Consider the following 26,255-nt stretch of genomic DNA (forward strand, 5'->3'; position numbering starts at 1 on the left):
CGATATATTGGTAATAATTTTAGCGAAATAGCATCTTATTTATGTGTAAACATAATAGGATGTTTTTTCGCTATTTTTTTTGACTTTTTTTTGACTTTTTAAATCATCTCAGTTTATGTAAAGGCTAGCTATAATAGTATGGATATCAAATATGGCAACTCTTGAGTTTATTCGTTATCAACATCAAAAGGTAGAGTTAGGTGTAGATTCGATAGGTTGGAATAAATCTAGAAAAAATCCTATTCCAAAGCTACCTCAGATCATATGGGAAAATAATTTGCCATGGTCTGAAGCAAACATATGGGCACTAGAACAATCTACGACATCAGCCAAAAATATAAAAACTGTTCGCTCAAGCATGTCACATATTTATGCATATGCAAAATGGCTAGAGAGTGAATCAATTTCGTGGCGACACTTTCCAGAAAGAGAAAGTGAGAGATGCCTTACCCTTTTTAGAGGAGCACTGATAAATGCAAGAAATAATGGTGACATAGCTCCTAGCACTACATCTCAGAGAATGGCAACAGTTATCAGATTCTATAAGTGGATGGATAAAATGAACCTTATAGACTCTGAAAGACCTATGTGGAAAGAACGATTTTTTAAAGTGAAAATTAAAACGTCTTTTGGTTTAGAGCATACTTTGAGAATAGTAAGTACAGATTTAGCTATACCTAACCGAAAAATTATAAGCTCTCTACAGCTTGAAGATGGCCTTTTACCTGTTTCATTAGCCGCTATCAAGAAAATAATTAATCTTGCTAATACCTCCGCTTCACAAGAATTGGAGTTAATGTTGAAGATAGGTTTCTTTACAGGTCTACGTTTGGGCTCAATCACAGATTTAAAAGTAGGTACATTGGAGAATGCTACTCATATGGTTAACACTGGGTGGAAACAGTTATCTGTTGGTCCAGGAGCTAGGCCACCTGTAGCCACGAAATTTAGTGTTACAGGAAAAGTCTTAATACCTCAAGATTTGCTCAGCAGTTTGAAAAATTACTCTACAAGTACCAGACGCCTCAAAAGGCAAGCTCTAGCAAGCTTAGAAAATCAAAACCTACTTTTCTTAACTAGATATGGTAACTCTTACAATGGCGATGACAGTCGAGCTGTTAATGTAGAAATGTCGCGTCTACGTTCTAAAGGTAAAAAAGAAGGCCTAACAGTATTCAGAGGATTTCATTTTCATAGAACGCGCGCCACATTTGCTACTGAGTTAATGAAAGTAGCATTAAATTTTATGACAGTTGACGAATCTATTCAATTTGTAAGAGAAGCTTGCCTTCATAAAAATGAAAGTACCACTATGCAATATATTAAATTTATAGAGTCGAAAGAAGCAATGTCAGACACAGCAGACGCTTTTACTAATTTGTTCATGGGTTTAGGGGGGATTGATAAAGATGACTAAGCATGATCTCACATTTCCAAAATTACTAATAGGCACGCATGGAACTCCATGGGATTTAGGAATTTTTTTATACGTGGGTGCAGCTAAAAGTCCACGAAAGTATATCAGTGAGGGTATTGATAAAGGCGATTTTGGATTGATAGATATGGAGAGGTTACCATTGATTTATGATTTTCATGAGGCTTTGACAACGTTTATTGTACAAGGTAAGTCTCAAAAAACTATCATATCCTGTCTTGAGGATTTAAGAAAAATATATGTGTGGGCAGACAAAAATTCACAGCCAATGACACATGAAAATATTCTTAGTACTTTCTATCTATGGACTGAGTACTTGCTGGAAAGAGCATATGTAAAAAAAGAAATTAAGGCATTCACTGCATATAAGCTTGCTACCAAGATTGCTAATTTAATTGCTAAGGCAACTAAAGTATGTGGTCCAAAGCCAGGAAAAAGTATTATGTGTTTGACACGTATGAAAAGACCAGGTTCTAGAATAGAGTCTTTAGGCAAACCTACCGATAAGTTAAATACAAGTCAATTATTTGAATTTGGAAATATTTTAACATCAATATGTAATACTTTGGATGTCAAAACTATTAGAGGAGAATTACCTATAAGAATAGCTGTTGATGATGAAATAAAAATCAAAATAGTAGGTCATCTACATCAACCTGATTTAGATTTGTCAACCATAACTAAAAAAGGTCTTTTGAGATCAGCGTTAAAAAATCGCCAAGCTATGCCCGATGAAGAACATTTACTAGATAAGTATAAACGATATTCTATTATAAAGTTACGGGTTGAATGTGAGTTACTAATATTTATTGCACAGACTGGAGTAAACCTATCTCAAGCTATACAGATGGAAAAAAATAGTTATAGATGGCAAACGAATGGTGAAAATCTTGATGTTTTTCGAGTATATAAAAATCGTCGTCAAGGAGATGTTGTTTTTCGATGCTTTAAAAGTTATCGCAAGCATTTTAATCGTTATTTAAAATGGCTTGATGAAGCTGGATTAAGCGACTTTAGTGACCACTTGTTCCCTTTTTTTAGTAGATCTATTGTTCCACCTAGAGGATCAGGTACAACTTTTACTACAACAAAAGTGTTGTTAAAAAAAATAAACAAACCTTTTTTTGGTCCTCGATTGTTACGTACTAATCGTATCAATTGGCTGTTAAGACGCTCTCAGGATGTAGAGCTTGTTGCGGCAGAGATGTCGCATAGTAAATATATATTATCAAAACACTATGAAAAGCCGCATTATGAGTCAATAACTCAAGAAATTATCAAATATCATACTCAAACTGAAGTGCTTCTCTCATCACCTGGCCCTGGATTATGTACGAAAGGTCATCAACCAAAACCTATTAATGATTTTTTAGTGAACTCTCCTGAGCCAGACTGTATTAGCTCTGATGGTTGCTTATTTTGCGATAAACATAGAGATGTTATGAGCTTTGACTATTGCTTAAAACTTACTTCTCATGCTTTTTTTAAAAAATTAGAAATTAGCTATTATCATACTTCTGAAAAAGAAGAGGTTCACCCCAGTTATCGAGTACTTGATCGAATTATGGAAAAACTAAAATTTATATCTGAAGAAAATGATATTCAACAAAAATGGGTTAAGGATGCTGAAAGTTCTATACGTGCTGGAAGATATCACACTCTTTGGGATGGTCACATACAATTATTAGAAGTACTGATATGAATTTAGAGCAACTACCAGGTTTGCAAGTCAAATCTACTCTTGGACAACAAAATGCTCCAAACTTTAAGCCGAATTGTTGGCCACCAAAGAAAGATTTTCCTGTAACTCTAGACTTAGAGGGTAACCCATTATCACTATACGGCGATGTTAGATGGAATCTCACAGTTTGGAATGGACATACTGCAAGTATATATTTTGGTGATGGACCTGGAAGAGGTAAAGCTGTCAGTCCAGAAAATGCGGCTATTTTGCGTCAAATTACTGCATGGTGGCTATGGGGACCCGATGCTGTGAGTACAGCAAAGTCTTTGATGAGAAAGTTCCAGTTGATAAGAGCTATTTTTTACATTTGTACAGAACATGGAATTTTAGCTACAGAGCTCTGTAATTTTCCAATAGTTATGGATGAGGTAATAACTAAATATGCAACGAGAAAAGAGGCGTTAATACCATGCTTAGTTAAATTGCTTTTAGCGAGAGAGCATTTAGGATTTGTTTTAATCAATGAAAAAGGGATCAATTTATTGAATGCAAACATAAACAGTTCAGAAAAAACGCAGACAGCTTATATTCCTCCAAGAATATGGAATTATCAAGTTCTAAGGTTACAAGAATGCTTGCAAGATTTCTTAAATCATAAACAAGAAATCATAAGTTGCTATAATTTCTGCCTAGAACTATATGCACATAATGCTGGTGGAAGCTTATCAGATGCGTTTCCTATACCTAGAGATCACCGTCCTTTTCATAAAGCCATGGCTTCAGTTAAAAATAGATCAGGTAAAATTTATTATGAAAGTTTTTCCGTGATAGCTAAACGTTACGGTATTCATGACTTAATAGAAAAATGGGTAAATGAAAAAGTTAACATGAGAAGTTTTTCAAGGTATTTTAGCTTAATGAGTGTCGTTGGTTTAGCATATGTTTTAAATTTCTCATTAATGCGAATTCAGGAAGGTAGCAGACTACGGGCTAATTGTTATGAAACGGAAAAAGATGATTTTGGTGATGAGGTACATATTCTTAGAGGTGTAACGACAAAAACTATAAAGGATGACAATGCTAGATGGATAGTGCCACCAACTGTTAAAGTTGCTATTGAAGTGATGGAGTTAATCGCACAGCTGAGGTTGAAGTCAGCCAAGGAAAATCCTCATCTAATCTTGAGTAAAGAAGATATTGATAACCCCGTTTTACAGTCTTTTGTACATGAACCTTGGAGTGATAACTCGCCTAGATCTCAACCCAATGGTAGGTATAAAAAAATGTTCTCATACAATGAAGCCATAGCAATGTGGCCTAAGCTTTTTGATACTTCTGAGTTACAAATCACTAAGAACGATTTAGAAATAGCGAATCGTTTAACATCTGGTCTCAATACCGAAAAGTTTGCCATTGGGAAGGTGTGGCCTTTAGCTTGGCATCAGCTGAGAAGAACTGGAGCTGTTAATATGCTTGCAAGTGGTCTTGTAACGGATACTTCGCTACAATATCAATTAAAGCATGCTAGTAGAGCAATGAGTCAGTACTATGGAAAAAACTATTATCGATTAAAAGAACCGCTTAACGAACATGCTCGTAATACATACCTTAGTGAGATGTATAAATTAATAGTAAGAGAATTCGAAGAATTACAGTCGGATGATCATATTTCACCTCATGGTGAAAAACGTAAAAACCAAATATTGCACAAAATAACGGAAAAAGACCACAAGCAGTTGCTCAACGCTGCCAAGAATGGGGATATAAAGTACCGGCAAACCCTTCTTGGAGGTTGTGTTAAGTCTGGTCCTTCATGCCCTTATGGAGGTATTAATAATATTAGTTCATGTATGGGACATGATAATAAACTTCCCTGTGAATCTATACTTTTAGACACAAGAAAATTATCTAGGATTAAGAGTTTCAATGAAATAGTTAGTATTCAAATTGGAAATGTAGAGCAGGGTTCACTATTGCATGAATCTTTAAATGCCCAACTGGAATCGTCTGAGAGAGCAATCAATGTCATCGAAAATATTCGAAAGCCGTAAATTAAGCAAAGCTGAAATTAAGTTTCGGAGTGCATTTGAGCGCTTAAAGAAGAATAAACCAGAGCTCTTGCCAAAAGGTACTTCTCTTAGTCAGAATAACGTGGCAAAAGAAGCAGGTGTAGATCCTTCAGCACTACGCCGCTCTCGTTATCCAGAATTAGTACATGAAATTCAAAAGTGGCTAGAAGCTCATAAGGAAGTTAAAACTGAGCGTTCACAGAGGCAAGTAATGCTTGGACAACGTTCAAATAATAGAGATTTGCGGAAACGAATTGAAACACTAACTGCTCAACGAGATAATGCTTTATCAAGAGTACTTGAGGCTGAGTATTTGATTATACAATTGAACTTGGAGAATAAAAGTCTCAAAAGTAGATTACCTCCTATAGATATATCGCGTTTTAACGATTCAAACTTCTAATTATTGTTAATTTCTTTAATGAACTTCTTCGGGATTGTCGGAGACTAAACATTCTGAAAGAATACGACAATGAAAAGACAAACTTACGCTCCTGAGATTAAAGAACGCACCGTTCGTATGCTGATAGCAGTGGCAGGCGCCTAACCATCCACATGGTCAGCCATTCAAACCATAGCGTCAAAGATTGGCTGTACGACTGAGCCCCTGCGATCATGGAATAAAAAGCATATCGAGCAAACCATTCCTGCCTCGGTACAAACTCAAAGCCAAGCTCAACGGATAAAGGAGCTCGAAAGCGAGTGCAGACAAGCCAATGAAATCATCAGGAAGGCTACCGATTTTTTCGCCCAGGCGGAGACGGGCCGTCCACTCAAGTGATGATCAGCTTCATCGACGATAACAAGTAGTTTTATAAAATCGAGCCAATCTGTAGAGTGCTAACGATTGCCCCATCAACTTATTATCGCGCTAAAGACTTAAGCGACACCCCACACAAGCGCTCACTGCGCAGACAGCATGACGATTATTACATCAGCGAAATTAAACATATTTGGCAGGATAGCAAATGCCGTTATGGTGCTCGTAAGGTTTGGCAGCAGATGAAAGCGGATGGCATTCATGTGGTTCGTTGTACGGTAGAGCGGTTAATGAGTCAGTATGAGCTGCGAGGCTGTTTGGCGTGGTAAGGGGAAAATAACAACTCACAGTCTTGATGACCAAAAGCGCGCAGATGACCTAGCTAATCGTAACTTTAATGCTCATCGTCCTAACCAGCTGTGGGTTGCGGATTTCACTTATATCAAGACAACGAGCGGCTGGGTGTATATCGCTTTTATTGTTGACGTGTTTGCTCGCGCTATCGTCGGCTGGAAAGTATCTAATCGTATGAATAACGGTATGGTGATGGCAGCGTTAAATCAAGCGATAACAGACAGAAATAACCCCAAAGATGTGATTCATCATAGCGATAGAGGGGTTCAGTATTCCATTCGCTACACTTCTAGGGTGACTGACTCTGGCGTTATTGCCTCTGTGAGCACGACTGGTGATTCATACGACAACGCATTAACTGAAACGGTCAATGGGCTTTATAAGGCTGAAGTAATTCATTACTTAAAGCAGAACTGGACTGGCGTTAATGCTGTGGAACTGGCAACCCTTGAATGGGTAGACTAGTTCAATAAGGCTCGTCTACATAGCACGATTGGTTATGTATCAACTCATGAACTTCCGCTAGTTTTACGGTAGACAATCTTTCCGTTAATCCATACCCTAAGCATTCTTTTTCATTATTATGTTGAGAGTCAGATTGCGACTAGTATGTTGATCTTTAACCTGTAAGACCTAGAGATAATTGCCATTATAGAAATATAGACAGAGTGCTTTATAGTACCTTACTGGTTTTATGTTTACCTAATAGTTTTTTATAAAAATACATATAAAACAAACTGTTAGGTAATTATTAATAAATAATAAAAAAATAACTTCGTGATTTTAATTTAAAATTTGGTTTCATTCTTAATGAAAGCAGATAGAATACCTAAAAATCGTTACTTCCCATGCGAGTCTTAAATGTTAAAAATTCATGTAATAGATGCAGCTCATGGAGATTGTATCCTTATTGATTTCGATCATTCGAAAATATTGATTGATTGTGGTCCAAAATCATTCAAGGTTCGTAGGGGTGTGCTTGCCAATATAGAGAAGCTTTTAGGTGAACATGGTACTATTGATATAGCCGTCGTCACTCATAATGATGATGATCACATTGGGGGATATAAGTTCTTACTTGATACAGATGTTAAAATTGGTACTATTATTTTCAATAGTCTTCAAGATATTCCAAATATTGTCAAAAGTGCACAGAAACAGATTTCATATAGTCAAGATCATCTTCTCAGAAAGAAACTTTTAGAAGAAAAAGGAATTCAAGTTCAATGCTTAACAAGAGATTCTGTGTCTTTTATGCATAGGGATATCAAATTAACTGCAATAACACCAACAGTTGCCACTCTAGAAAAAATGCTAAATAATTCTATTATTAAAGAAGAGAAAAAAAGGCAAAAACAAATTTCAAGTACGGGAATTGAAGAAGTAACATTAGGAGAAGCATTAAAAATAATAAAATTGGATGAAGATATTTTAAAAAATGATCCTTCAGTTACTAATAAATCAAGTATTAGTTTAATTATAGAATATAAAGGATTTACTGGAATTTTCCTAGGTGATGCCCACGCTGAAGATGTCATTGAGGGTCTGAAAATTGCAGGGTTTGAAAATCATAAATTTGATTTGGTAAAGGTTTCACACCATGGCAGTGAACGAAATACAAGTACGGAATTACTAGAGCTTATTGGAAAGTCTGAATATATTATATGTGCAAATAATGAGACAAATCATAATCATCCTAATAATATAACTTTAGCTAGAATATTAAGTTTGGATAGTAATCCAGCTATTCATTTAAGCTCTAATAGTTCTAAATTACTAGCAAAAATTGAAGAATGTAAAAACCTGAACTTCGATATTAATGAAACCTCTCCTACTGATGGTGTAAATACGATTTACTATGAATACAAATAACCTTATACAAGTTGAAACATTGCATAGTGAATCCAGTGGATACTTTTTCAAGTCTTTTGATGACCAAAAATCCTTTGTTATTACCTCTAAGCATAGTATTTGTGAGTTAAGAAACGCTTGTGATCTTATAAAGAATGAGGTTAAAGACTGTTGTAGATTCTGTCCACAAGAATTTGATACCAAAAAAATTAAATTATTAAATAATAGCGATGGGTCTACTCTTCAAATAGAAAAAATTTACTATGAGAAAGCAAAAGACTTAGTAATTATAAATGTAACTAAAAATGCTTCTGAGAAATTAATAATTAATGAAAAAAGTTATAGTGAACACTACGTAGCTTTTGGATTTAATAGTTTAGAATCAGGAGTGACAAGCTTAGTATTTGATACACCTAGAGTCATTGATACAATCATACATTATAATTTATATTCAAACCCAGCCCCAAACTTAATAGAAAAAGAGGATAATTTTCAAGGAATTTCAGGTTCAGTAGTTTTTACAAATCATGAAAATCACCCAACAGCCAAAGCACTTATCATTCATAATGAAAATCACAATGATTTTGGAGCAGAAAGTCTTGACGACTTAAATTTTAATGGAATTAATACCTTTTTTGAATGTGAAGTTTTTGATCATAGATTTTACATCCCGGAAGTACGAAGAATTAGAGACATTAGCCAACAAAAATTAGAGTTAGTTGCTAATACGATTGATGGGATTCAGTTATCTAGACCCACTTTACACATGGAATTTGAAGAAAAATTAAATTCAGGTAGATTTATACAAATTACGGGCTTATCAGGTACAGGAAAGTCAGTACTGCTAAGACAAATCATAGAGTCTAAAGTCGAAGACTCTCCATTTTTATTCATAAAATCAAATCAACTTATTGGAAGTAATAACTGGCTAGAATATGTCCATAGGAATGGACTACCTAGTTTCTCAATTTCAGAGTGGTTAATAAGTTTGGAAGCTGTTGGAGGAGTTCCAATTGTATTTATCGATGGCATCGATAGAATTAGTGAAAATAGCAAACCTATTATTGAAGAACTAATTCATACAGTTTTCAATAATAGCGCTTTGACTAATTGGAAAATTGTTACCACTTTAAGAGATACGGGACTTGAACCATTAAAAGTATGGGTTGGTACTCTCTTGAAGGATACACCCATTCAAACCCTAGACGTAGATATTTTAAATGATGATGAATGTAATGAATTAGCTCAAAAAATCCCTAGCATTAGTGGAATGATACTCAGAGATAGTAAAGTAAAAGATATTATCAGACGTCCATTTTTTGCTAAAGTTTTAACAAGTCTGAATGCGAATGGTTTTGAATCTGAATCTGAATCTGAATCTGAATTAATAGTTGAATGGTGGGAACGAGGAGGGTTTGATGCAACAGGTCAAGCTATTTATAATAGACAAGATTTATTAAAAACTATTTCTGAAATAAAGTCTAAAAATCTCAGTAATGGTGTCAAACGCAGAGATATTCGGTCAATAGACGCATTAGACAGCTTAGTAGTAGATGGAATAATTCGTGTAGATACTAAAAGCTCTACCGTTGATTTTACACATGATATATTTTTTGAATGGTCTTTACTTTATATTCTTTTGGAAGAAGGAAAAGAATGGCTAAGTAAAATAGAGGACTTTGGACAACCTCCTTTTATAGCTAGAGTTGTAGAGTTACTTGCTCAACGCGAATTTATTGATGGAAAGTGGAATGACCATTTATTACATCCAAAATTTAAAGAGCTAAGATCTCAATGGTTAAGAGCATGGGTAATTGGACCAATAGGACATCCTAAGTTCATCGAGTTGAGTAACAAGTATACAGAAGCCTTACTCGAAAATAATTTTGATCTTTTTAATAAATTATTAATATGGTTTCAAGCAGAAAAGACAAAAGCCAATCCAATATTCTTACAACAGGCTGATAAATTAGAGATGGCTATCCAATATCCTTGGCCATCTGATGTTTTACTGTGGAAAACACTCTTAGAGTATATCGTTAAAGTAATTCCAAGCACTACGCCTAAGGTTTATCCTAAAATATTAAAAAACTTTGAGGTTTGGCAATATGTAGGTATCCATATCCCATCAAATAAAGTGTCGGAAATGGTATTAGATATATCAATTCAATGGCTTTTAGAGATGTCTGAAAAAGAAAGGCCTAGTAATTGGGGGCAGATAGTTAACTTACAAGATTTTCAGTTGGAATTAATTAATTTAATTATAGTTTCAATTCAATCAGAGCCATCCTATATTGAAAGTTATCTAAATTTCTTACTTTCACAAAGTGAAGTGTCCAAGGAAATCTACGCTCACATAGTAGGCGCTTCTTCTATTATTACTCAGCATCATCCAAAATTACTTGTTGATCTTACTCTAAAATTTTTACTAGATGAACTGCCTAAAACATGTATAGAGCGTGAAGAGACGGAATATCAGAGAGCTAATCAATATTTTCAAGAGTTATTGGCTAAGCCTGAAGAAGAAAGATCCAGAAATGAACAATCAAATATTGATCGTCGTGCATTGTACTTACATCAGTCACCATATCAACAGATACAGAGTAGCGATTGGGAAAATTTATCGATCAAATATGAGTCAAGAATTTTCTATCCAAGTTCCCCTCTAAAAGAACCATTTTCCCCATTATTAAACCATTCAGAAGATGATGGATTACAGCTAATACGTAACTTATCTAACCATGCTATTCGAGCGTGGAAACAACTATGTGAAATTTCTGAACAAGTACCTCTACCCACTATCATTGAATTCCCTTGGGGAGTTCAAGAATTTTGGGGAAATGAAAAGGAATATATCTGGAAAAAACCTGTTTGGATAAATAATGCTATTTCATCAGCCTACATGGTGTTAGAAAATTGGTGTTTCGATCAACTAGAGAAGGGTCGAGATTTTGATGAACTTATTGAAAAAATTACATCAGAACATGAATCAGTAGCAATTCTAAGTGTAGTGTGTGTTTTGGCTTTAAATAAGCAAATTATTTCTAGTTCTATACTTCCAGTTGTTACTAATTTTAAAGTCTTAGAATTAGATATGTATCGATTTCAGCAAGACTCACAGGAACCGAGTTTAACTTTAACATCTTTCACAGCTCAAACAGGATATCAAAAAGACATTGAAGCAGTTAGAAATAACTATAATAGAGAAGGTCATAAATCAAGTTTAAAATTCTTATTGAGAAACTACTTTATAGATCCTAAATTTCATGAACTTACGAAAGATAAATTATCTGATTTCAAAGTAAATCTTCCTTTTAGTTTTGAAAAGGATAAGGCAGAGGATTCTAGTATTGATTTTCTGAAAGAACGTGCTGATTTTTATGCTGAATATATTAATTTTGATAATTACTCTTACCAAGAAGGCGCTGAGAATCAAATTAGCTTTAACCATCCTCATGATCGAAAGCAAGCCGAATCTAAAAAGTATAAACAACTAAATATTTTTTCAATATGCTCTCAAATTGGATTATGGTCTGAAAAATCATTAGAAGCTAATGAAATTCAGAATAACTACACTATACGATCTGTCTTTGAATTCTTAAAAAGTATAGAAGAAGAAGGCTTGTTCTTTGAATCTTGTGATGTCCATAATGATTCATATATATTTGAAAGTGCGAAGCAAAGTGCTTTTAGTGCATTAGCTACCATGGTCTTAGTCTTTAGAGTAGATAGTAACGAGGAAGACTTGGAATGGGCACGTAAAATCATTAGTCAAGTAGTCCAACTACCATACAGCTTTTATGAAATAGATTGCCCACCTGCATCCTTATCTTTTCACCCAAAGAAGTTTCTTGTAAAGGCTTTAGTGAATGAAATTATTCAGGAGTCCTTTGATGATTCAACTATCAAGGATCTTTTAGATATTGTAGCAAGTCCATCACATGAAATTTCATTAGTGGCGTTAGAAGAATGTTTTAAATTATTTGAAATACATCCTAAGCTCACTTGGGCTGCTATATACCTTTCATTTGCTCTATGTAAAAATAATTTGAAAAATCGGATACATCGATTAGATGAATATCCAGAAGCAGAACAAGAACTGAATTATATACATGAAAATATCAATAATTACTTTAAATCACAAGATGAGTGGTGTGTACTACCAATACCTGGTGCTCCTTGGGTAGAGTTAGACGAACAAACAATTCAACGTAATAAGAATAGTAAAAGAAAAATTACAGAAGCCTATAATCAACGGTGGCACGAGGATGAAAATGAGCAAAAATGGGTAAAATCAGTTAATCGTTGGGATGATAAATTCGCAGAAAAAGTTATAGAACTTCTACCTGAAGACTTACTTTATAACTACTCTCAAATCTATATTCTCGATTTTTTAGAAAGCTGTCTAAAATGGACGATAGAAAAACAAGAACCTTCTTGGTTTGAAAAAGGTCAGAGATTTGAAAGTAAAGATATTATTTATGAATGGAATCATAGTCTATCTAGCACTTTAGCTAGAGTTATTGGAATATCTTCTGATGAAAAAATACAATATCGATTCCTTGTACCAATGCTTAGTCTAAAAACTGATGCTTGTTGGGAGTTACTTTATCCTTTTATTGAAGATTATATTTATCGTTATATTTATAATGTAAAAAGCGTACCAAGTAATGCATTAGATATTTTAGACTTATGTTTGGATCGTTTTTTAAGTGCACCGTGTTTTGATAAAAAAAGCCATAGAGCTGGACATATTTCAGGGCTTTTTTTACCTAAGATTGCAAAATCATTAATGTTTGTATCAACTGATCAGAATATGCCTTTAGCAAGTAGGTTTGTGAATGGTGATTGGTCTGAAATTTCTATAATTTTACCTATAATTGATAAATATATAAGAGCTGTGGGTTGGGTCGAATATATCATTCAATTATTCTTGAAATTGTGTGAGAGGTCTGTACAAAACTATCCATCAAATGTTTATGCTGATCAAATCTTAGAACTAATATTATTAGATGAGCTATTGAACTGGAATGACCAAGTATACGAAAAAATATCTAGTCTTATAAAAGCTTTTATAGAAAAAGATCAATCTATGCCGATAGAGTTACGACAAAAGTTCTTAAAAATTATTGATTGGCTAGTTGATCATGGTGATCGAAGAAGTGCAGCACTTCAACAAAGTGAGTTTTTTCAAAATGTGAAGAGCTAATGACTTTTATCGCTTTATCTAATTGCTTATCACTTTATATATCAGTTTTCCATAGACTTAATTTACTCTAAGTACATAATGAAATTATCAATTTCATTTAGATATATAAACCTTATTTTAGGTTGACTATACTACTAAAACGCATATTAATTAGGGGCTTATAGAAATATGGAAGCATCGACTACAATCAAACAGATGTTATCAGGCAATCGAATTTTTGTACCAACATATCAAAGAGCTTATTCTTGGGAGACAGAGTTTGAAAATTCTAACCCACCGAAGCAAATAAACGTTTTTTTATCTGACCTAGAAGACTATAACCGAAGTAACACAAAATCAAAATATTATTTTGGACATTTTCTTTTCGAAGAAAAGCCAGAAAGTAAATTTGGTGTAATTGATGGTCAACAGAGACTAACAACAATTGTTATTTTTCTTTCAACTTTATTTAAAAAGCTTGAATCTCTTCGATCGCTAACTGAGGATGAAGAAATTTTGAAAGAAGATACGATTATTAGAAAGTCAACTTATCGTTTTGAAACGGTAGATTATGATAAGCAGCTTTTTAAAGATTATGTAATTGATCAAACTAAGAAAGATCACAATGGGCTTTCAACAGAATCTGCTAAACGTATAGTGGCAGCTTTTAATTTCTTTAATTCATATTTAGTAGGTAAAAACGAGACATATTTATTAAAAATGTTAAATACAGTTCAAAATGCATCTTGTACAACTCATCCCGTAAAAGATGAGTCTGAAGCAATCCAAATGTTCATCTTTCAAAATAATAGAGGCAAAAAGCCCTCTAACTTAGAAGTTATTAAAGCTCAATTTATGTTTAATATACATCTATATGGTAACGAAGAAAAGGAAAGCTTACTCGACGAAATTAAAGAGCGATTTGAAAAAATTTACAAATGCATTTCATCTATAGAGTACCGTATTAAGGAAGATGATGTATTAGCTTATACTCTTCGAGTTCACTTTAACTCTCTTTGGGAATCTAATGCTGATGATAAAATTAACAAGGTGTTAGCGGAAGAAAACTCAACTTCTTTTATCAAATCTTTTACACAATCTCTCGATACAAGCTTTGAAAGCTTAACTACTTTCTTGAAACAAGATGAAAGAGAGAATATTGAAATTCATTCGCTGATGACACTTGGCGGTACTGGTATCGCCATGCCTTTTATAATTAAAGCCTATAAATTTGGATTACCAATCAACCAAATCAACCAACTATGTAAGCAATTAGAATCAATGATTTTACGTCATAGACTTATTGGAACAAGAGCAGATTTGACTTCACGCCTAAACAAAGTTTATCAAGAATTTAAGATTGATAGTTCCAATATCAAACCTATTATTGATCGAATAGAATGGATGAAATCTGTTTCTTCAGACTCTTGGTGGTCATCATATTGGAATAATGAGGCACTAGAACGCTCAATTCAGGGTAAAATTAATTATTCAACAGCAAAATACTTGCTTTGGAAGTATGAAAACCATCTAGAAAGTATTGGAAAAAATGGTTATACAGTTACACGTTTTGACAAGATATTGAAACCTGAATTAGAACACATTGCTCCGCAAACAGAAAACCCAGAAGCTGGATATGACAATTATGATGATGATTTTAACAATCAATTTATCGATTGTTTAGGTAATTATTTATTGCTCTCAAAATCACATAATTGCTCGGTTGGAAACAGACCTTTTTGGGAAAAACGTGACAGCTATACTCATTTGGAGCAGCAACGAGAAATTCAAAGGATGACGATAGAAAAAAAGGTTTGGACAAAGTACTTAATTCAAAAGAGGAAAAATAATATTATTGAGTTTATTATGAAAGAGCTATAAAAATAAGTTTATGATCCATATCATGATCTATGGATGAATACTCATAAATGCTTTATATGTTCAGCCCTTTTTTCAGCACTCGATAAACGGTAGCAACCCCCAACACTGCACGCCTTAGCTTTCTTACCTGATAGTTTGTAACCGCTGTTAACTAATCCCTGCTTAATACGCTCTCTGCGCTTGTCGTTATCTAGTTTAGCCATCGTAGCCAGTAAATCAATCAGCATGTTGTTTACTACGTTTAGAACCTCACCAGTTATGCCAGCATTGATTGTATGAGTTGTAGGTAAGTCAACTACTACAAGACGTAAGCCTTTATCTTTGATTCTTTGTTTTAATACACCAAAGTCATCTTGGGATAATCTGCTTAACCTATCTACGTTCTCAACAAGCAATATATCGTCTTGATTAGCATCATCAAGTAACTGAGTAAGTGTTGGTCTATCTAACTTTGTACCACTGAAGTGCTCAACGTAGTCAATGTGATTATCATCATAACTTTTGCTAAAGCTAATCAAATTGCTTAAGGTTCTCTTAACGTCTTGAACTTTGGTGCTAGCTCTCACATATATTCTGACTGTTATATCATCAACCTATCATTTAAAGTTAATTATAAATGTTCAATGATAACGCTATCATTTAATGATAAAAACAACTCTAACGATAGTTAGGTTATCGTTTAATGACTTCACTGTTTGAGTATAGACTAATGATAATGGGTTGAAGTGGTTCCGTTGAGGTATAAGTTGATGAAATGGGTGGGCGCATTAAAAAAGATCCTAATTTTTTAATGCACCCTATCCGTACATACCTAAATGATTAGCTCACTTTAGTACTTTATTAATATTTTCAATGAGCATAGTCCAATTACTTATCTCGACTTCTGTAAGATTTGAAGCATCATTACTCCTAGTCCATTTAATAAAATGTTTGGCTAAGTCGTATTTTGAAAAACCGGAAACTTGTGATTGAAATATGCTTACAATATTTCTTTTTGGCTGCGAGTCTGCTATCGGCTTACAATCAATTGAATATTCAGTTTCTACAATCTTGATAAGTGTATCTCTCAACAAGTCTTCTATCTCTGGAGAAGTAACGTTTTGACAGTAGTCTTTAGTTCGAAGGATGTTTTTATTACCTAGTGTATATACCAAGCTATCTTGAGTAGCTGCTTGATCTCCAGCACTATCAGAATCAAGTAGAGCTGCAATTTTCAAATTTTGAGCATGTAATATGGTAGCGTAATAGACTACTTTTCCAGCTGTATTTGCGAAAACTAGAGAGATCTTATCGTTCAAGTCAACTATCTTGTTTACGCGTAAAAGTGCTGACGTTGCCTCTATATACCAGTAATCTGTTAGCCCTTCTAGAATTAAATTTTTCTTTTGCGTAAACAAACTTTGAGCTAAATCGTATCCCAATGCTTCTTGGAGAGGGAGCAGGGCAGCTGGATCGCTTGAATTAATTGTATTATGTATTTTAGTACCGTCACTACGATCTTTCATTTCTACAACTTTGACGATATTTAGTTCGTCAGGTCCTACTAGAAATGGAGAGTGGGTGGTATAGATAGTTTGGTTTTGTTCCGCTAGTCTTGATATTGTTGCTCTAAAATCCCGCTGCTTCAAGGCATGTAGACTCATGCCTGGTTCATCTAGAAGAAGAATGGCATTTTTGTGTTTATCCGCAGCTTCTGCAAAGAAAATTATAAAAAACGATACAAGCCATTGAAAGCCCTCTGATCGTTGATCCAACTCAATGTCGACACCCATATCATCTTCAACAACAACTTTCAAGTACTGACCATCAGCTGTTACTCTTAATTTATCTGCTTCTGGTCTATTAGGGTTTGGCATCCATACTTTTCGAATTTCTTTCGTTAGGTGAATGCTTGCAGCATTTAGTAAATAACTTCTATTATCTAATTTATCTTGGTATTCCTTCAATGCTTTCGGATCATTAGCACGTGGGACTGGAATATTACCGAAGTCAGACAGTTCTTTTACATTGAATCCTAATAGTTTTAAAAGACATAAGTTCCCATAATCATAATATTTATCATCTAATAAACCACCCTCTGACCTTTTATATAAATGCTCTAGGTTAATTAATGGCTTTACCTTTGAGTAATTATTAAAAAGAATAAAAACTGGCATTTTTTGGTCAAGGAGATTAAGGACTATATCGGACATTTCACCAATCTTTGCTTTAGCTCTTAAGTTTTCATGTCTCTTTTCTTCTTTAGTGTTGTCTTCTTGAATTAGAGCATAATAGTTATCTAAAAACTGAACTAAAGCACTGGATTTAGCTCCTGATATCTCAGTAGAGTCTTCCCATTCCTTAGTGATTACATTTAAAATATTACTTGGTTTCTTCATCTCTTCAATTGGGTCTTCGACAAAATACTGCTTATCTAAATGTGATACTAATCTTGATAAGTCATTTCTAATATCTGAAAAACAGGTGGGTGACGGTCCATTTTCTATAGAATGATAACTTTGATTATCAATACTTCTCTCTATTTTATATACACAGTTGTGGAATTCTGTTGGAATGTCAGCTTTGTCAGCTTCGTCTAGTTTAAACCAACCTGTTACTACAATAGTATCTTCAGCTAAAACTCTTCCAGAACTAATATCATTATATTTTGAGCGTGGGTAATCTCTTAATATATCAAATCCGTCCACTTCATCAGGTTTATTTAACTGTTGTAAGGCTCTTAGTACAACTGTTTTCCCTGCTTCATTTGGGCCAACCATTATAGTTTTTAGGTCTTCAATTTCAAATTCACCAGTATCAATAATACTGCGATAGTTTTGAATTCGAGCTTTACTTAACTTCATATTTTTTCCTCACAATTTTATATAAATATATTCGTATTTTTCTTTTGCTATATTACCATTCAAACTGTCAATTCCACTGCTAAGATAAGTTTCTCTAATATCTGTCCGTTTGTCACCCCTGCGTAAGAGGAAATTAACTATTCTATCTGCTTCTCTAAATATTGCTTATCATATAGGTTTAGCTTTAATCATATAACGTTTCTTATGGGAAGAAGAATGGTTTCTTAGTGAGGACCTGAACACTTGACTGTAGGCAGTTGGTATCAACGTTTTAACTCGATGAAATAGCTTCAGTGTACTTCATGGTATACCTAGCATACATATTCTATTCGTGATCGATGCGCTATACAGGTATAGAACTACTAGTTTTAGATATGGATTCAATGACTACAAAACCGTCAATGTGAATCACTATCATTAAGCTTTCTGCTTAAAATATCCCATGCTAGTTTTTACAGTCTTTTCAACAAAGTTCAGTATTGCTGGCCTTCATATTATAAAGAAAGAGTCATTAGCAGAAAATGTCCCGATATTCATAAATCTTAAGAAACTATCAAGCATTGTGACAAGAGGCTCGTGTTTCGTTGAACTGCACATGAAATCTGCTTCAAAGAGTATCAATGAAAGTGACTTAATTTGTTTGACTGAAGATACTATGGCTAAAATCAAGGTAGAAGGCTGTCATTATCTTGAGTTAATAATGAGTGAGAGTGCTGCTTTAGACCTAAGCGGTAACGTTATAAGTGGCAATGGATCAATTGAAGATCAAAGCCGCTTAATAGCAATCGACTTTAAACCGGATAACGGTTTTAGCTTTAATCGACTAGATGATAATTCACGGGTTTTCTCTAATAGTAAAAATTTCTATGTTGAAAGACAAATTGGTGAGGATGAAAGCATTTTTGCTAGTAAGGTGGCAGAAAGGTTGGATGAAGGCTATATGACTTATCTCAGACACAAGCGCATGGAGGATTAGAAATCATACCCACCTGCATGAGAAAATCGTTAGCGAGTAATAAGTATTATACTGAGGCTTTAGTAAAAGAAGAGATGTTGATTAATCATCTCCTAGCGCTACCTTAGTATAGTGGGCGTGTAGTAGCGCCTCTACGTCTTTGATAGTTGCGATTCTACCTTCCTCATAGTCTTTGAAGATGTGCTGAGTATCTGGGTTAATAGGAAGGTTGTCTACTGCGAAACTGCCCGAAGTAATAGCCATAATACGGCGTCGTTCTTCTATTTCTTGTTGGCTAACGAGAATAGGACGATCATCAGTAATTGATTCTTCAAATTTAGAGTCTTCCATACTAGCTCCTATTAGTAATAACAAATTTGCTCAGCAAATTATATAGTCTTCTATCTAGACAATCTTTCTCTTACTGATATACCTTATTTGGCTCATTTAATTGTATTAATGATTTAGACATCGGTAAATCATGATTGTTTGATATCAAGAGCTATTGTGACTGAATAATTAGTGCTTCTAGCATTTCCTAGAGCTGCATAACTGACTTGCTCTAAAGCTCTCTGAGAGCTATATGGACTAAATAGCTCATCAATAGTGTAGTGAAAACCACCGTCATCTACTCCAAATACATAATCAAAAAATATTTTAGCCATTGCAGACTGAGGGTGGCTAGCATCGCGAAAAGATTTATTGCGATTCCAACTACCACTATATATTTTACCGAATACTCTTTCTATATTACCAGAAATAGAGTTTGAAGCATGTCTTCGAGTAATACCTGGTTTTTGCACGTATGCAGCAGCATTTTCAACAGATTTCCAAATTACATAATGCATGGTTGATACAGCGCATTCAGCTAAACATGATCTGAGAATACTAATTAGCTTGTCGCCAATAGGCGGTGCTAGATAGTTCAGTCTTGACCTAGTAATCAGGTAGCTTAAACACTCTCCTAGCTGTAACTTTTCACACCAGCTCTTAAATTGACTATCCGCTACTAGAGCACTGGTATTTTTTTTAGATTTAGAGTTTATCAATATTTCAGTAAGATTCTCAATACTATAAGCAAACTCAAAAATCGCTTGATAGAAGTCTATTTCTAACTCCTGTTCTTCGTTGACGGTTACGTATTCGTAGCTATTTTCAGGAGCTAGTATGAGCAGATTTCGGTTAAAGAGATGATGTAGTATCTCTTCATCTAATTTAGAGAACGGTGATAAAGGTAATGATAAATTGTCACGTAGAGAGACTATAGTCTTTAGACTCTCTGCTCCTATACTCTCTACAGTTGCTGCAAGTAACAGCTTATCCACATCGTTAAGCTCAGTCATTGAAGGAATGCTGCTTAACTGAATGTTCCTGCACTGATTAATGTATTCTAGAGTGGCCTGCCTTCGCTCTTCTGCTAAACGGTCTTGTTTAATACAATATTCTAAATACTCTTGATCCCTTCTTTTTTGAAGCGCTTCCCGACAATCATTACACCGCCATCTAATAAGATCTAATTGAATTAGTTGTGAACGAGTGTAGCAAATCTTAGTTGTACCGCAGTCTATGCATTGGCAGTCTAGTACGGCAAGATGAGCATTTACTTTAACGATACTAGGTATATCTTGATGCTTAACATCAAACTTTTGACCTATCTCTCTACAGGTATATATAAAGCCACTTCGTTTATCGCCTTCTCTTAACCAGTACCTCTCACAGATCAGCTTATTAGTTTCTGTTATATCTGACTGATACTCTAGTTTAGTTTTCACGCTCACCTCTAAATACCGATTATATCCCGTGGATATTGTAGCTTACCGCTGTGAGTATTGCTATCTTTAGCAGTGGTTAATGAGATGACAACAGATGATCGCATGATTGCCTTTGGGAAGCGTGTCCGTGAGATGCGTAAAAGCAAAGGAATATCCCAAGAAAGATTGGCAGAAATGGCAGGTATTGACCGAAGCTATATGGGGAACATCGAGCGTGGCGAAAAAAATATTACGCTCAAGAAGGCATATGAGATATGTGATGCATTAGATATTGAGATCCAAGTTCTCATTTGAGCCGTAGACTAGACTTTATTGTATATCGCTAGAATATATCCCGAGGGAACTTGTTATTACATCCTTTAAACCTATTAACAAACTATTCAAAATAGACCAGTGTAATGGTGCCACTTAAAATAGACTATAAGAGTGGCTATATTGATCAAAACACATTTAAGACATTCAACCAAACAGCTATTAACTTAACCTTAACGTCTTAGAATATTTTGGAGCAAGTCAGTTATTCAGTATTAGGATAGATTCAAAAAATTAATTACGCTTTGACCATTAATATAATGACTTAGAGATAAATTGCGTAAAAATATGCATTAATTACTAATAACATAAAAAACAATCAAAATTATACATGGGTGTAATGTATAGTCCCATGTCAACAAATTCTGATCTATAGATGTAGTTAGTTAGTGCTTCTAGAAAAACAAATACTTTATAATATTGATAAAAATATATGCTTGATATAGATCGAAGACTGGTGACATTTATGAATTTATGTCCATATAAATATTGATTTTATATGGACATAAGTTAAATCTACTTATGGGTATATAAATAAAGGGTTGGAGCAATGTCACCAGTATTCTATGTTACGAGTACTATGGGGACTTTTCATCAATCTATTTGCTATCAGCTTATTTGGTTGGGTGATTGTACCGCTCAATCTACTGGCAGGGCTTTTTTATCTGTTGTCACCTACTATCGCTGATAGGATTTGGGCACTCGTCAGTGCCATTGTTGCGAGCTTGCATGAGCTAATGATATGGCTGACGTCATTACCATCGTTGTCAGAAGCATGGCTCTACACACCTGTGAATATGGCTATCTTATTGATGGTATTGCTGAGCATATTGCCTTGGCTGTTACCACGAGGGTTTATCAGTCGTTGGCTAGTATTGCCGCCATTGACTATGCTGATGATGACGGTCTATGCCAATCAGCAGTCACTCACGATGACGCCAACGTTATATATATTACCGACGGGTGATCAATATATAAGCGCCGCTCTGTTGCAATATCCTATTACCAATCCTGAAAATACTAATAATAAGAGTGTCAGTTGGCTGTTTTTAGCTGATCATAGACCGAAAGCCACACGAACGATGCCAAGTAACTTGACGGTAGAGAAGCTCTCGACGATGTTGGAGCAGCAATTGGGCAGTTTATCGATTAATAAGCTAGAAGGTATTACCGTACAGAGTGGTAGAGTTGGATTAACGGATACGCTGACAACGGATGATAAGCATGCTGATATTAATACTATAAGTTCTGAGCTATTACCACTGACGGTTGCCCAGTTAAATCAGCATTTACCCATCAATCAGTACTGGCAAGCAGGGCGCTTTGATCGTTGGTCTGTACTTCAGCGCTCATATAAGGTTGCCAGTCAATCTAAGAGTAAGTCAGATATTAAAGTGCAAGGTTGCGAGCAGGGTAAAACATGGCAGCTACCGAATGGCGACTTGTCCATACAAGCATTGACAGGTTGGCACACAATAGATGATGAAAGTGTTTGGGATTGCACGCTCGCTATAGACACTGGCTTACCAATACAAGTACTAAAATATAATGCCGCTGATCCACTCAGGTCATTACCTGCAGCTGTACAAACACTGCCATCGAACCTTTCATCCTTGATGCCTAACGTAGCAGCGACTACATCACGTCTAGTTTTGAATGTAGATACTCATCAGCGTGTTTGGCAGATGTGGGAGTTGTTGTGTTCAACGGAGCCACTATTTGATCAAGCAGCCACTGGTCAAACACCCATTAATCCAATAACTACTGAGCCAATAACCATTAATCAAAGAATAATGCCATCTAATATCACATGGCTGGGACACAGTACATCGCATATAACTGCCAATGTACTAGGCCTTCAAAGCATTAATGAAATTATGACTTATGATGATAAAGCGCTAGCGGTGGCACTATCTATAGATGATAACTTTCAGAGCAAATTCTCATACTAAATTATAATAATACCCTTCAAAAAATTGCTCATACTCTTAGCGTTACAATATGGTGATATTTCACAGTTATACTATTGAACCATAATGGAAATGCGACCATACTTACCAACCTATTAATATAAATGACGCTTGCATTACAAATGCGTCGAGAGTAAGAACTAGCTTCTTACTACATTTATATTCTATATCATCTCTTTTATCGTTTTAGATTGTTTCTGACTTAGGAAGTTATATGCCCAACTGGCCACCAGACCCTAACAAACGTCCTGACACTTCGGCAAATCAGCCAGCACCCATGCAGCAATCAAGCCAACCGACTGGACAAGAGTGGCGACTGCTGGAAAACACATTGCTGGCTAGTGTGGTTGAACAGCGCCGCGCTCGTCGCTGGAGTATCTTTTTTAAATTATTGACCTTTGGTTATATCTTATTGATATTTTTGACCCTTGGCCGTGGTTGCAGCAGTGCCTCAACAGGCATGGATGCAGTCGACAATAGCGAGCCACATTTGGCCGTGGTTGAGCTGCAAGGTGTCATCAGTAGCGGCGATGTGGCCAATGCCTATGATGTCAATGAAGCTCTGACCCGTGCCTTTGAAAACAGTAACTCAAAAGCTGTTGTGCTAGATATCAACTCACCTGGTGGCTCACCTGTACAGTCTGATGAAATTTGGCAGACTATGATGGAGTTGCGTCAAGAGTACCCAGACAAAAAGCTTTATGCAGTGATTGGTGATATTGGTGCTTCTGGCGCTTATTACATTGCTTCTGCAGCAGACGAGATTTATGTCAATCCATCAAGTTTGGTTGGCTCTATCGGCGTGATTATGTCGAGCTATAATATCGAAGGCTTGATGGATAAAGTCGGCGTAAAAGATCGTACTTTGACCGCTGGTGAGTATAAAGATATCTTAAGCTTATCGCGTCCATTGACTGACTATGAAGAAGGTCATGTCGAAAAAGTATTAGCAAATACGCACAAGCATTTCATCGATGCAGTGAAAGAAGGCCGCGGCGATCGTCTAAAAAATCCTGAACAGAATAAGTTGTTCTCAGGGCTATTTTGGACAGGTGAGCAGTCTATCGAACTTGGTCTAGCAGACAAGAAAGGCAGCATCGCGAGCTTAGAAAAAGAGTTAGATCTTGATACGGCGATTAACTACAGCCCAACAGATCCTTTTGAGTCATTTATGGATCGTTTTGCTATTAAGTTAGGTGCAGGCATTGGTTCTAGTGTCAATCTTGATGTCCTAACAAAAGAAGATGGCAATGTGGAGATGCGTTAAGCATTTTGTATTTTAGATTTACTGTGTATGATTGATAAGGCTGAGCGTATGATTATGCTCAGCCTTCTTATTTATATATTAGATATGTCAGATTTGATGATGATAAATGACACATAAGCTATCCATAATGATTCGATGAGAGCCTATTATGACTGATGAACGCAATTTTCAGACCTTTGCCACTTTACCTATCTCTAAAATAACAAACAAACCTGTTATTCATTTTGCGCATGCTAATGGTATGCCAAGTGCTGTTTATCAGCCATTTTTTGAGAACTTAGCAGCGTTTTTTACGATTGAATATATTGCAATGCTGGGCGATACTCCAGGTTATCCCGTAGATGATCACTGGCGTAGTCTCACAAATCAAATTATTGATAGTGTAAAAAGTGCTTGTGAGAAACATGGCGTCACACAAGTAGTGGCAGTCGGTCACTCACTTGGGGCAATGTGTACCATGCAAGCATTGTATCGCGAACCCAAGTATTTTGCGCAAGCGGTTCTCATGGATCCGCCTTGGATTTATGGCAAGGTCAGTCTGCTATGGCATTTGGCAAAGACAGCAGATAGATTGCCGTTGATGAATAACCGTTTAATGGATAAATTATCACCGGCTGGAATCTCTAAGCACCGCCGTGATGTGTGGGATAGTCGAGCGGATGCTTATGAACAGATGCGCCATAAAGGGTTTTTTAAGAATTTTGATGAGCGCAGTTTTCAAGGCTATATTGACCATGGCTTACACCAACGTGCTGACGGTAAAGTAACTTTGGCCATTCCTAAATCGAGCGAAGTTGCCGTATTTCGTACCAATCCATCTTGGTATTGGTTGGCACCAAATCGTGGTCCTAAGGCACCTGTTACCTTGATTATTGGTGAAGATAGCATATTCTTAAAACGTCACTTCCCCCAGCAAGTGCAGGCACGGTTAGGGGTGCCTTACACTACTCATGCAGGTGGTCATATGTTCCCGCTTGAACATCCTGACTCTGTATCGCTGCAAGTATTGTCATTGATTGAGCAGCAACTGTTAAAATAGTCGCCAATTATTATTGATTTTTTTTACAGACATAGGCTGAAAACAGAATTTTGAGTAACGACTTTATGATAGAAAATGCTACTGACGCACACAAGCAAGCTGCATCGCTTAACCATATACCATTGTTTTCACACTTGGGTGCATTCCTACTGACGGTAGTCATGGTGATAGTGTTTTTTATCAGTCAGTTATTAGGGATATATGTCGCTGGCAAGCTAGTGTTACCTGCCACTCAAAACGCAACAGTAGGCGATATATTCTTATTTGGCGGTAATGATGGCACGGTTGTGAGCCTCTCTATCATTATAGGTTGTGTGTTAATAACAGCGATTACTGTCTCTGTCATTCGTTTGAGGGGAGGCAGTGTGCGTCAGTATCTGGCGCTAAAGTCATTTTCATCTGCGGCAGGGTTGAAAATGGCTGGGCTGCTATTGATATTTATGATTGCCAGTCAGGCGCTGACGTATTTTCTCGATGAGACGCCATTGGTATTTGTAGATCCGCTATACCAATCTGTCAGTTCGGTATGGCTGCTGGTCTTTGCGATGGTCATCGTTGCACCATTGTATGAGGAGCTGGTCTTTCGCGGTATTTTATGGACGGCTATCGCAGAACAGTTCGCTGATTCCTCTTATTCAACAAAGTATCGAGGCGCAATCGTTGCCAGTATTGTGACCAGTTTGATATTTGCAGTGATCCATGTGCAGTATGGTATTTATGAAATCAGCACCATTGTCGTATTAGCATTGGTATTTTGCTACGCACGTGTCAAATCAGGGTCGTTATTATTGCCAATGCTATTGCACATCGCTAACAACGGTGCAGCGATGTGGCAGTATATGGCGCAAGGAGCTTAAATAAACCGCGATTTTTTC

At 35.7% G+C, this 26,255-nt stretch carries 16 protein-coding genes, 2 pseudogenes and 1 other annotated feature; of the genes and pseudogenes, 14 read left to right on the forward strand and 4 right to left on the reverse strand.

Features of this window, described 5'->3' with window-relative positions; genetic code table 11:
- The first annotated feature begins 151 nt into the window (after positions 1 to 151).
- The 8 genes and pseudogenes from JMW61_RS08680 (at position 152) to JMW61_RS08720 (ending at position 15,222) form a co-directional block, all read left to right on the forward strand.
- Entirely contained in the window at positions 152 to 1,417 is a 1,266-nt protein-coding gene (locus JMW61_RS08680; RefSeq protein WP_201550465.1) for a site-specific integrase, read from the forward strand.
- On the forward strand, positions 1,410 to 3,137 hold the full coding sequence (locus JMW61_RS08685) for a hypothetical protein (protein WP_201550467.1): 1,728 nt from the start codon (positions 1,410 to 1,412) through the stop codon (positions 3,135 to 3,137). The genes JMW61_RS08680 and JMW61_RS08685 overlap by 8 nt, the downstream gene beginning before the upstream one ends.
- On the forward strand, positions 3,134 to 5,170 hold the full coding sequence (locus JMW61_RS08690; RefSeq protein ID WP_201550469.1) for a hypothetical protein: 2,037 nt from the start codon (positions 3,134 to 3,136) through the stop codon (positions 5,168 to 5,170). Before JMW61_RS08685 ends, JMW61_RS08690 begins: the two co-directional genes overlap by 4 nt.
- A complete protein-coding gene (locus JMW61_RS08695) occupies positions 5,142 to 5,591 on the forward strand; it encodes a hypothetical protein (protein ID WP_201550471.1) in 450 nt (149 codons plus the stop codon). Before JMW61_RS08690 ends, JMW61_RS08695 begins: the two co-directional genes overlap by 29 nt.
- 69 nt (positions 5,592 to 5,660) lie before the next feature.
- Positions 5,661 to 6,764, forward strand: a pseudogene (locus JMW61_RS14225) (IS3 family transposase); the annotation flags it as partial.
- Positions 5,927 to 6,038: a sequence feature (AL1L pseudoknot), on the forward strand. Its footprint overlaps the pseudogene before it by 112 nt.
- A gap of 399 nt (positions 6,765 to 7,163) precedes the next feature.
- Positions 7,164 to 8,174, forward strand: a complete 1,011-nt coding sequence (locus JMW61_RS08710) for a ComEC/Rec2 family competence protein (protein WP_201550477.1) — start codon at positions 7,164 to 7,166, stop codon at positions 8,172 to 8,174.
- A complete protein-coding gene (locus tag JMW61_RS08715; RefSeq protein WP_227687423.1) occupies positions 8,161 to 13,362 on the forward strand; it encodes a P-loop NTPase family protein in 5,202 nt (1,733 codons plus the stop codon). Before JMW61_RS08710 ends, JMW61_RS08715 begins: the two co-directional genes overlap by 14 nt.
- A 168-nt stretch (positions 13,363 to 13,530) precedes the next feature.
- Complete coding sequence (locus JMW61_RS08720) at positions 13,531 to 15,222, forward strand: DUF262 domain-containing protein (RefSeq protein ID WP_201550479.1); 1,692 nt, start codon at positions 13,531 to 13,533, stop codon at positions 15,220 to 15,222.
- Between the two features lie 52 nt (positions 15,223 to 15,274).
- Here the strand turns inward: JMW61_RS08720 and JMW61_RS08725 are convergent.
- Positions 15,275 to 15,806: pseudogene (locus tag JMW61_RS08725) on the reverse strand (recombinase family protein).
- 240 nt (positions 15,807 to 16,046) lie between these two features.
- On the reverse strand, positions 16,047 to 18,065 hold the full coding sequence (locus tag JMW61_RS08730; RefSeq protein WP_201550481.1) for an AAA family ATPase: 2,019 nt from the start codon (positions 18,063 to 18,065) through the stop codon (positions 16,047 to 16,049).
- A gap of 595 nt (positions 18,066 to 18,660) precedes the next feature.
- Between JMW61_RS08730 and JMW61_RS08735 the strand changes: the two genes are divergently transcribed.
- Entirely contained in the window at positions 18,661 to 19,041 is a 381-nt protein-coding gene (locus tag JMW61_RS08735) for a hypothetical protein (RefSeq protein ID WP_201550484.1), read from the forward strand.
- Between the two features lie 81 nt (positions 19,042 to 19,122).
- Here the strand turns inward: JMW61_RS08735 and JMW61_RS08740 are convergent, their stop codons facing one another.
- Positions 19,123 to 19,371, reverse strand: coding sequence for an antitoxin VbhA family protein (locus JMW61_RS08740; RefSeq protein ID WP_201550487.1), 249 nt, complete (start codon positions 19,369 to 19,371; stop codon positions 19,123 to 19,125).
- A gap of 128 nt (positions 19,372 to 19,499) precedes the next feature.
- On the reverse strand, positions 19,500 to 20,792 hold the full coding sequence (locus JMW61_RS08745; protein ID WP_201550490.1) for a hypothetical protein: 1,293 nt from the start codon (positions 20,790 to 20,792) through the stop codon (positions 19,500 to 19,502).
- A gap of 84 nt (positions 20,793 to 20,876) precedes the next feature.
- Between JMW61_RS08745 and JMW61_RS08750 the strand changes: the two genes are divergently transcribed.
- The 5 genes from JMW61_RS08750 to JMW61_RS08770 all read left to right on the forward strand — a co-directional run bounded on the left by JMW61_RS08750 (position 20,877) and on the right by JMW61_RS08770 (position 26,237).
- Complete coding sequence (locus JMW61_RS08750) at positions 20,877 to 21,086, forward strand: helix-turn-helix domain-containing protein (RefSeq protein ID WP_201550493.1); 210 nt, start codon at positions 20,877 to 20,879, stop codon at positions 21,084 to 21,086.
- Positions 21,087 to 21,670: 584 nt separating this feature from the next.
- Positions 21,671 to 23,056, forward strand: coding sequence for a hypothetical protein (locus tag JMW61_RS08755; protein ID WP_201550495.1), 1,386 nt, complete (start codon positions 21,671 to 21,673; stop codon positions 23,054 to 23,056).
- Between the two features lie 232 nt (positions 23,057 to 23,288).
- A complete protein-coding gene (gene sppA, locus JMW61_RS08760; RefSeq protein WP_110922697.1) occupies positions 23,289 to 24,341 on the forward strand; it encodes a signal peptide peptidase SppA in 1,053 nt (350 codons plus the stop codon).
- Between the two features lie 148 nt (positions 24,342 to 24,489).
- Complete coding sequence (locus JMW61_RS08765) at positions 24,490 to 25,380, forward strand: alpha/beta fold hydrolase (protein WP_201550498.1); 891 nt, start codon at positions 24,490 to 24,492, stop codon at positions 25,378 to 25,380.
- A gap of 65 nt (positions 25,381 to 25,445) precedes the next feature.
- On the forward strand, positions 25,446 to 26,237 hold the full coding sequence (locus tag JMW61_RS08770; RefSeq protein WP_227687424.1) for a CPBP family intramembrane glutamic endopeptidase: 792 nt from the start codon (positions 25,446 to 25,448) through the stop codon (positions 26,235 to 26,237).
- The last annotated feature ends 18 nt before the right edge of the window (positions 26,238 to 26,255 follow it).

It is taken from the genome of Psychrobacter fjordensis (assembly GCF_904845995.1).
Taxonomy (GTDB): domain Bacteria; phylum Pseudomonadota; class Gammaproteobacteria; order Pseudomonadales; family Moraxellaceae; genus Psychrobacter; species Psychrobacter fjordensis.

Excerpts from the sequence above, each read along its gene's own strand:
- JMW61_RS08735 (WP_201550484.1), top strand. The coding sequence starts at position 18,661 with ATGAAATCTGCTTCAAAGAGTATCAATGAAAGTGACTTAATTTGTTTG.
- JMW61_RS08710 (WP_201550477.1), top strand. The coding sequence starts at position 7,164 with ATGTTAAAAATTCATGTAATAGATGCAGCTCATGGAGATTGTATCCTT.
- JMW61_RS08690 (WP_201550469.1), top strand. The coding sequence starts at position 3,134 with ATGAATTTAGAGCAACTACCAGGTTTGCAAGTCAAATCTACTCTTGGA.
- JMW61_RS08740 (WP_201550487.1), bottom strand. The coding sequence starts at position 19,371 with ATGGAAGACTCTAAATTTGAAGAATCAATTACTGATGATCGTCCTATT.
- sppA (WP_110922697.1), top strand. The coding sequence starts at position 23,289 with ATGCCCAACTGGCCACCAGACCCTAACAAACGTCCTGACACTTCGGCA.
- JMW61_RS08755 (WP_201550495.1), top strand. The coding sequence starts at position 21,671 with ATGTTACGAGTACTATGGGGACTTTTCATCAATCTATTTGCTATCAGC.
- JMW61_RS08765 (WP_201550498.1), top strand. The coding sequence starts at position 24,490 with ATGACTGATGAACGCAATTTTCAGACCTTTGCCACTTTACCTATCTCT.
- JMW61_RS08695 (WP_201550471.1), top strand. The coding sequence starts at position 5,142 with ATGTCATCGAAAATATTCGAAAGCCGTAAATTAAGCAAAGCTGAAATT.
- JMW61_RS08730 (WP_201550481.1), bottom strand. The coding sequence starts at position 18,065 with ATGAAGTTAAGTAAAGCTCGAATTCAAAACTATCGCAGTATTATTGAT.
- JMW61_RS08715 (WP_227687423.1), top strand. The coding sequence starts at position 8,161 with ATGAATACAAATAACCTTATACAAGTTGAAACATTGCATAGTGAATCC.
- JMW61_RS08680 (WP_201550465.1), top strand. The coding sequence starts at position 152 with ATGGCAACTCTTGAGTTTATTCGTTATCAACATCAAAAGGTAGAGTTA.
- JMW61_RS08770 (WP_227687424.1), top strand. The coding sequence starts at position 25,446 with ATGATAGAAAATGCTACTGACGCACACAAGCAAGCTGCATCGCTTAAC.
- JMW61_RS08750 (WP_201550493.1), top strand. The coding sequence starts at position 20,877 with ATGACAACAGATGATCGCATGATTGCCTTTGGGAAGCGTGTCCGTGAG.
- JMW61_RS08685 (WP_201550467.1), top strand. The coding sequence starts at position 1,410 with ATGACTAAGCATGATCTCACATTTCCAAAATTACTAATAGGCACGCAT.
- JMW61_RS08720 (WP_201550479.1), top strand. The coding sequence starts at position 13,531 with ATGGAAGCATCGACTACAATCAAACAGATGTTATCAGGCAATCGAATT.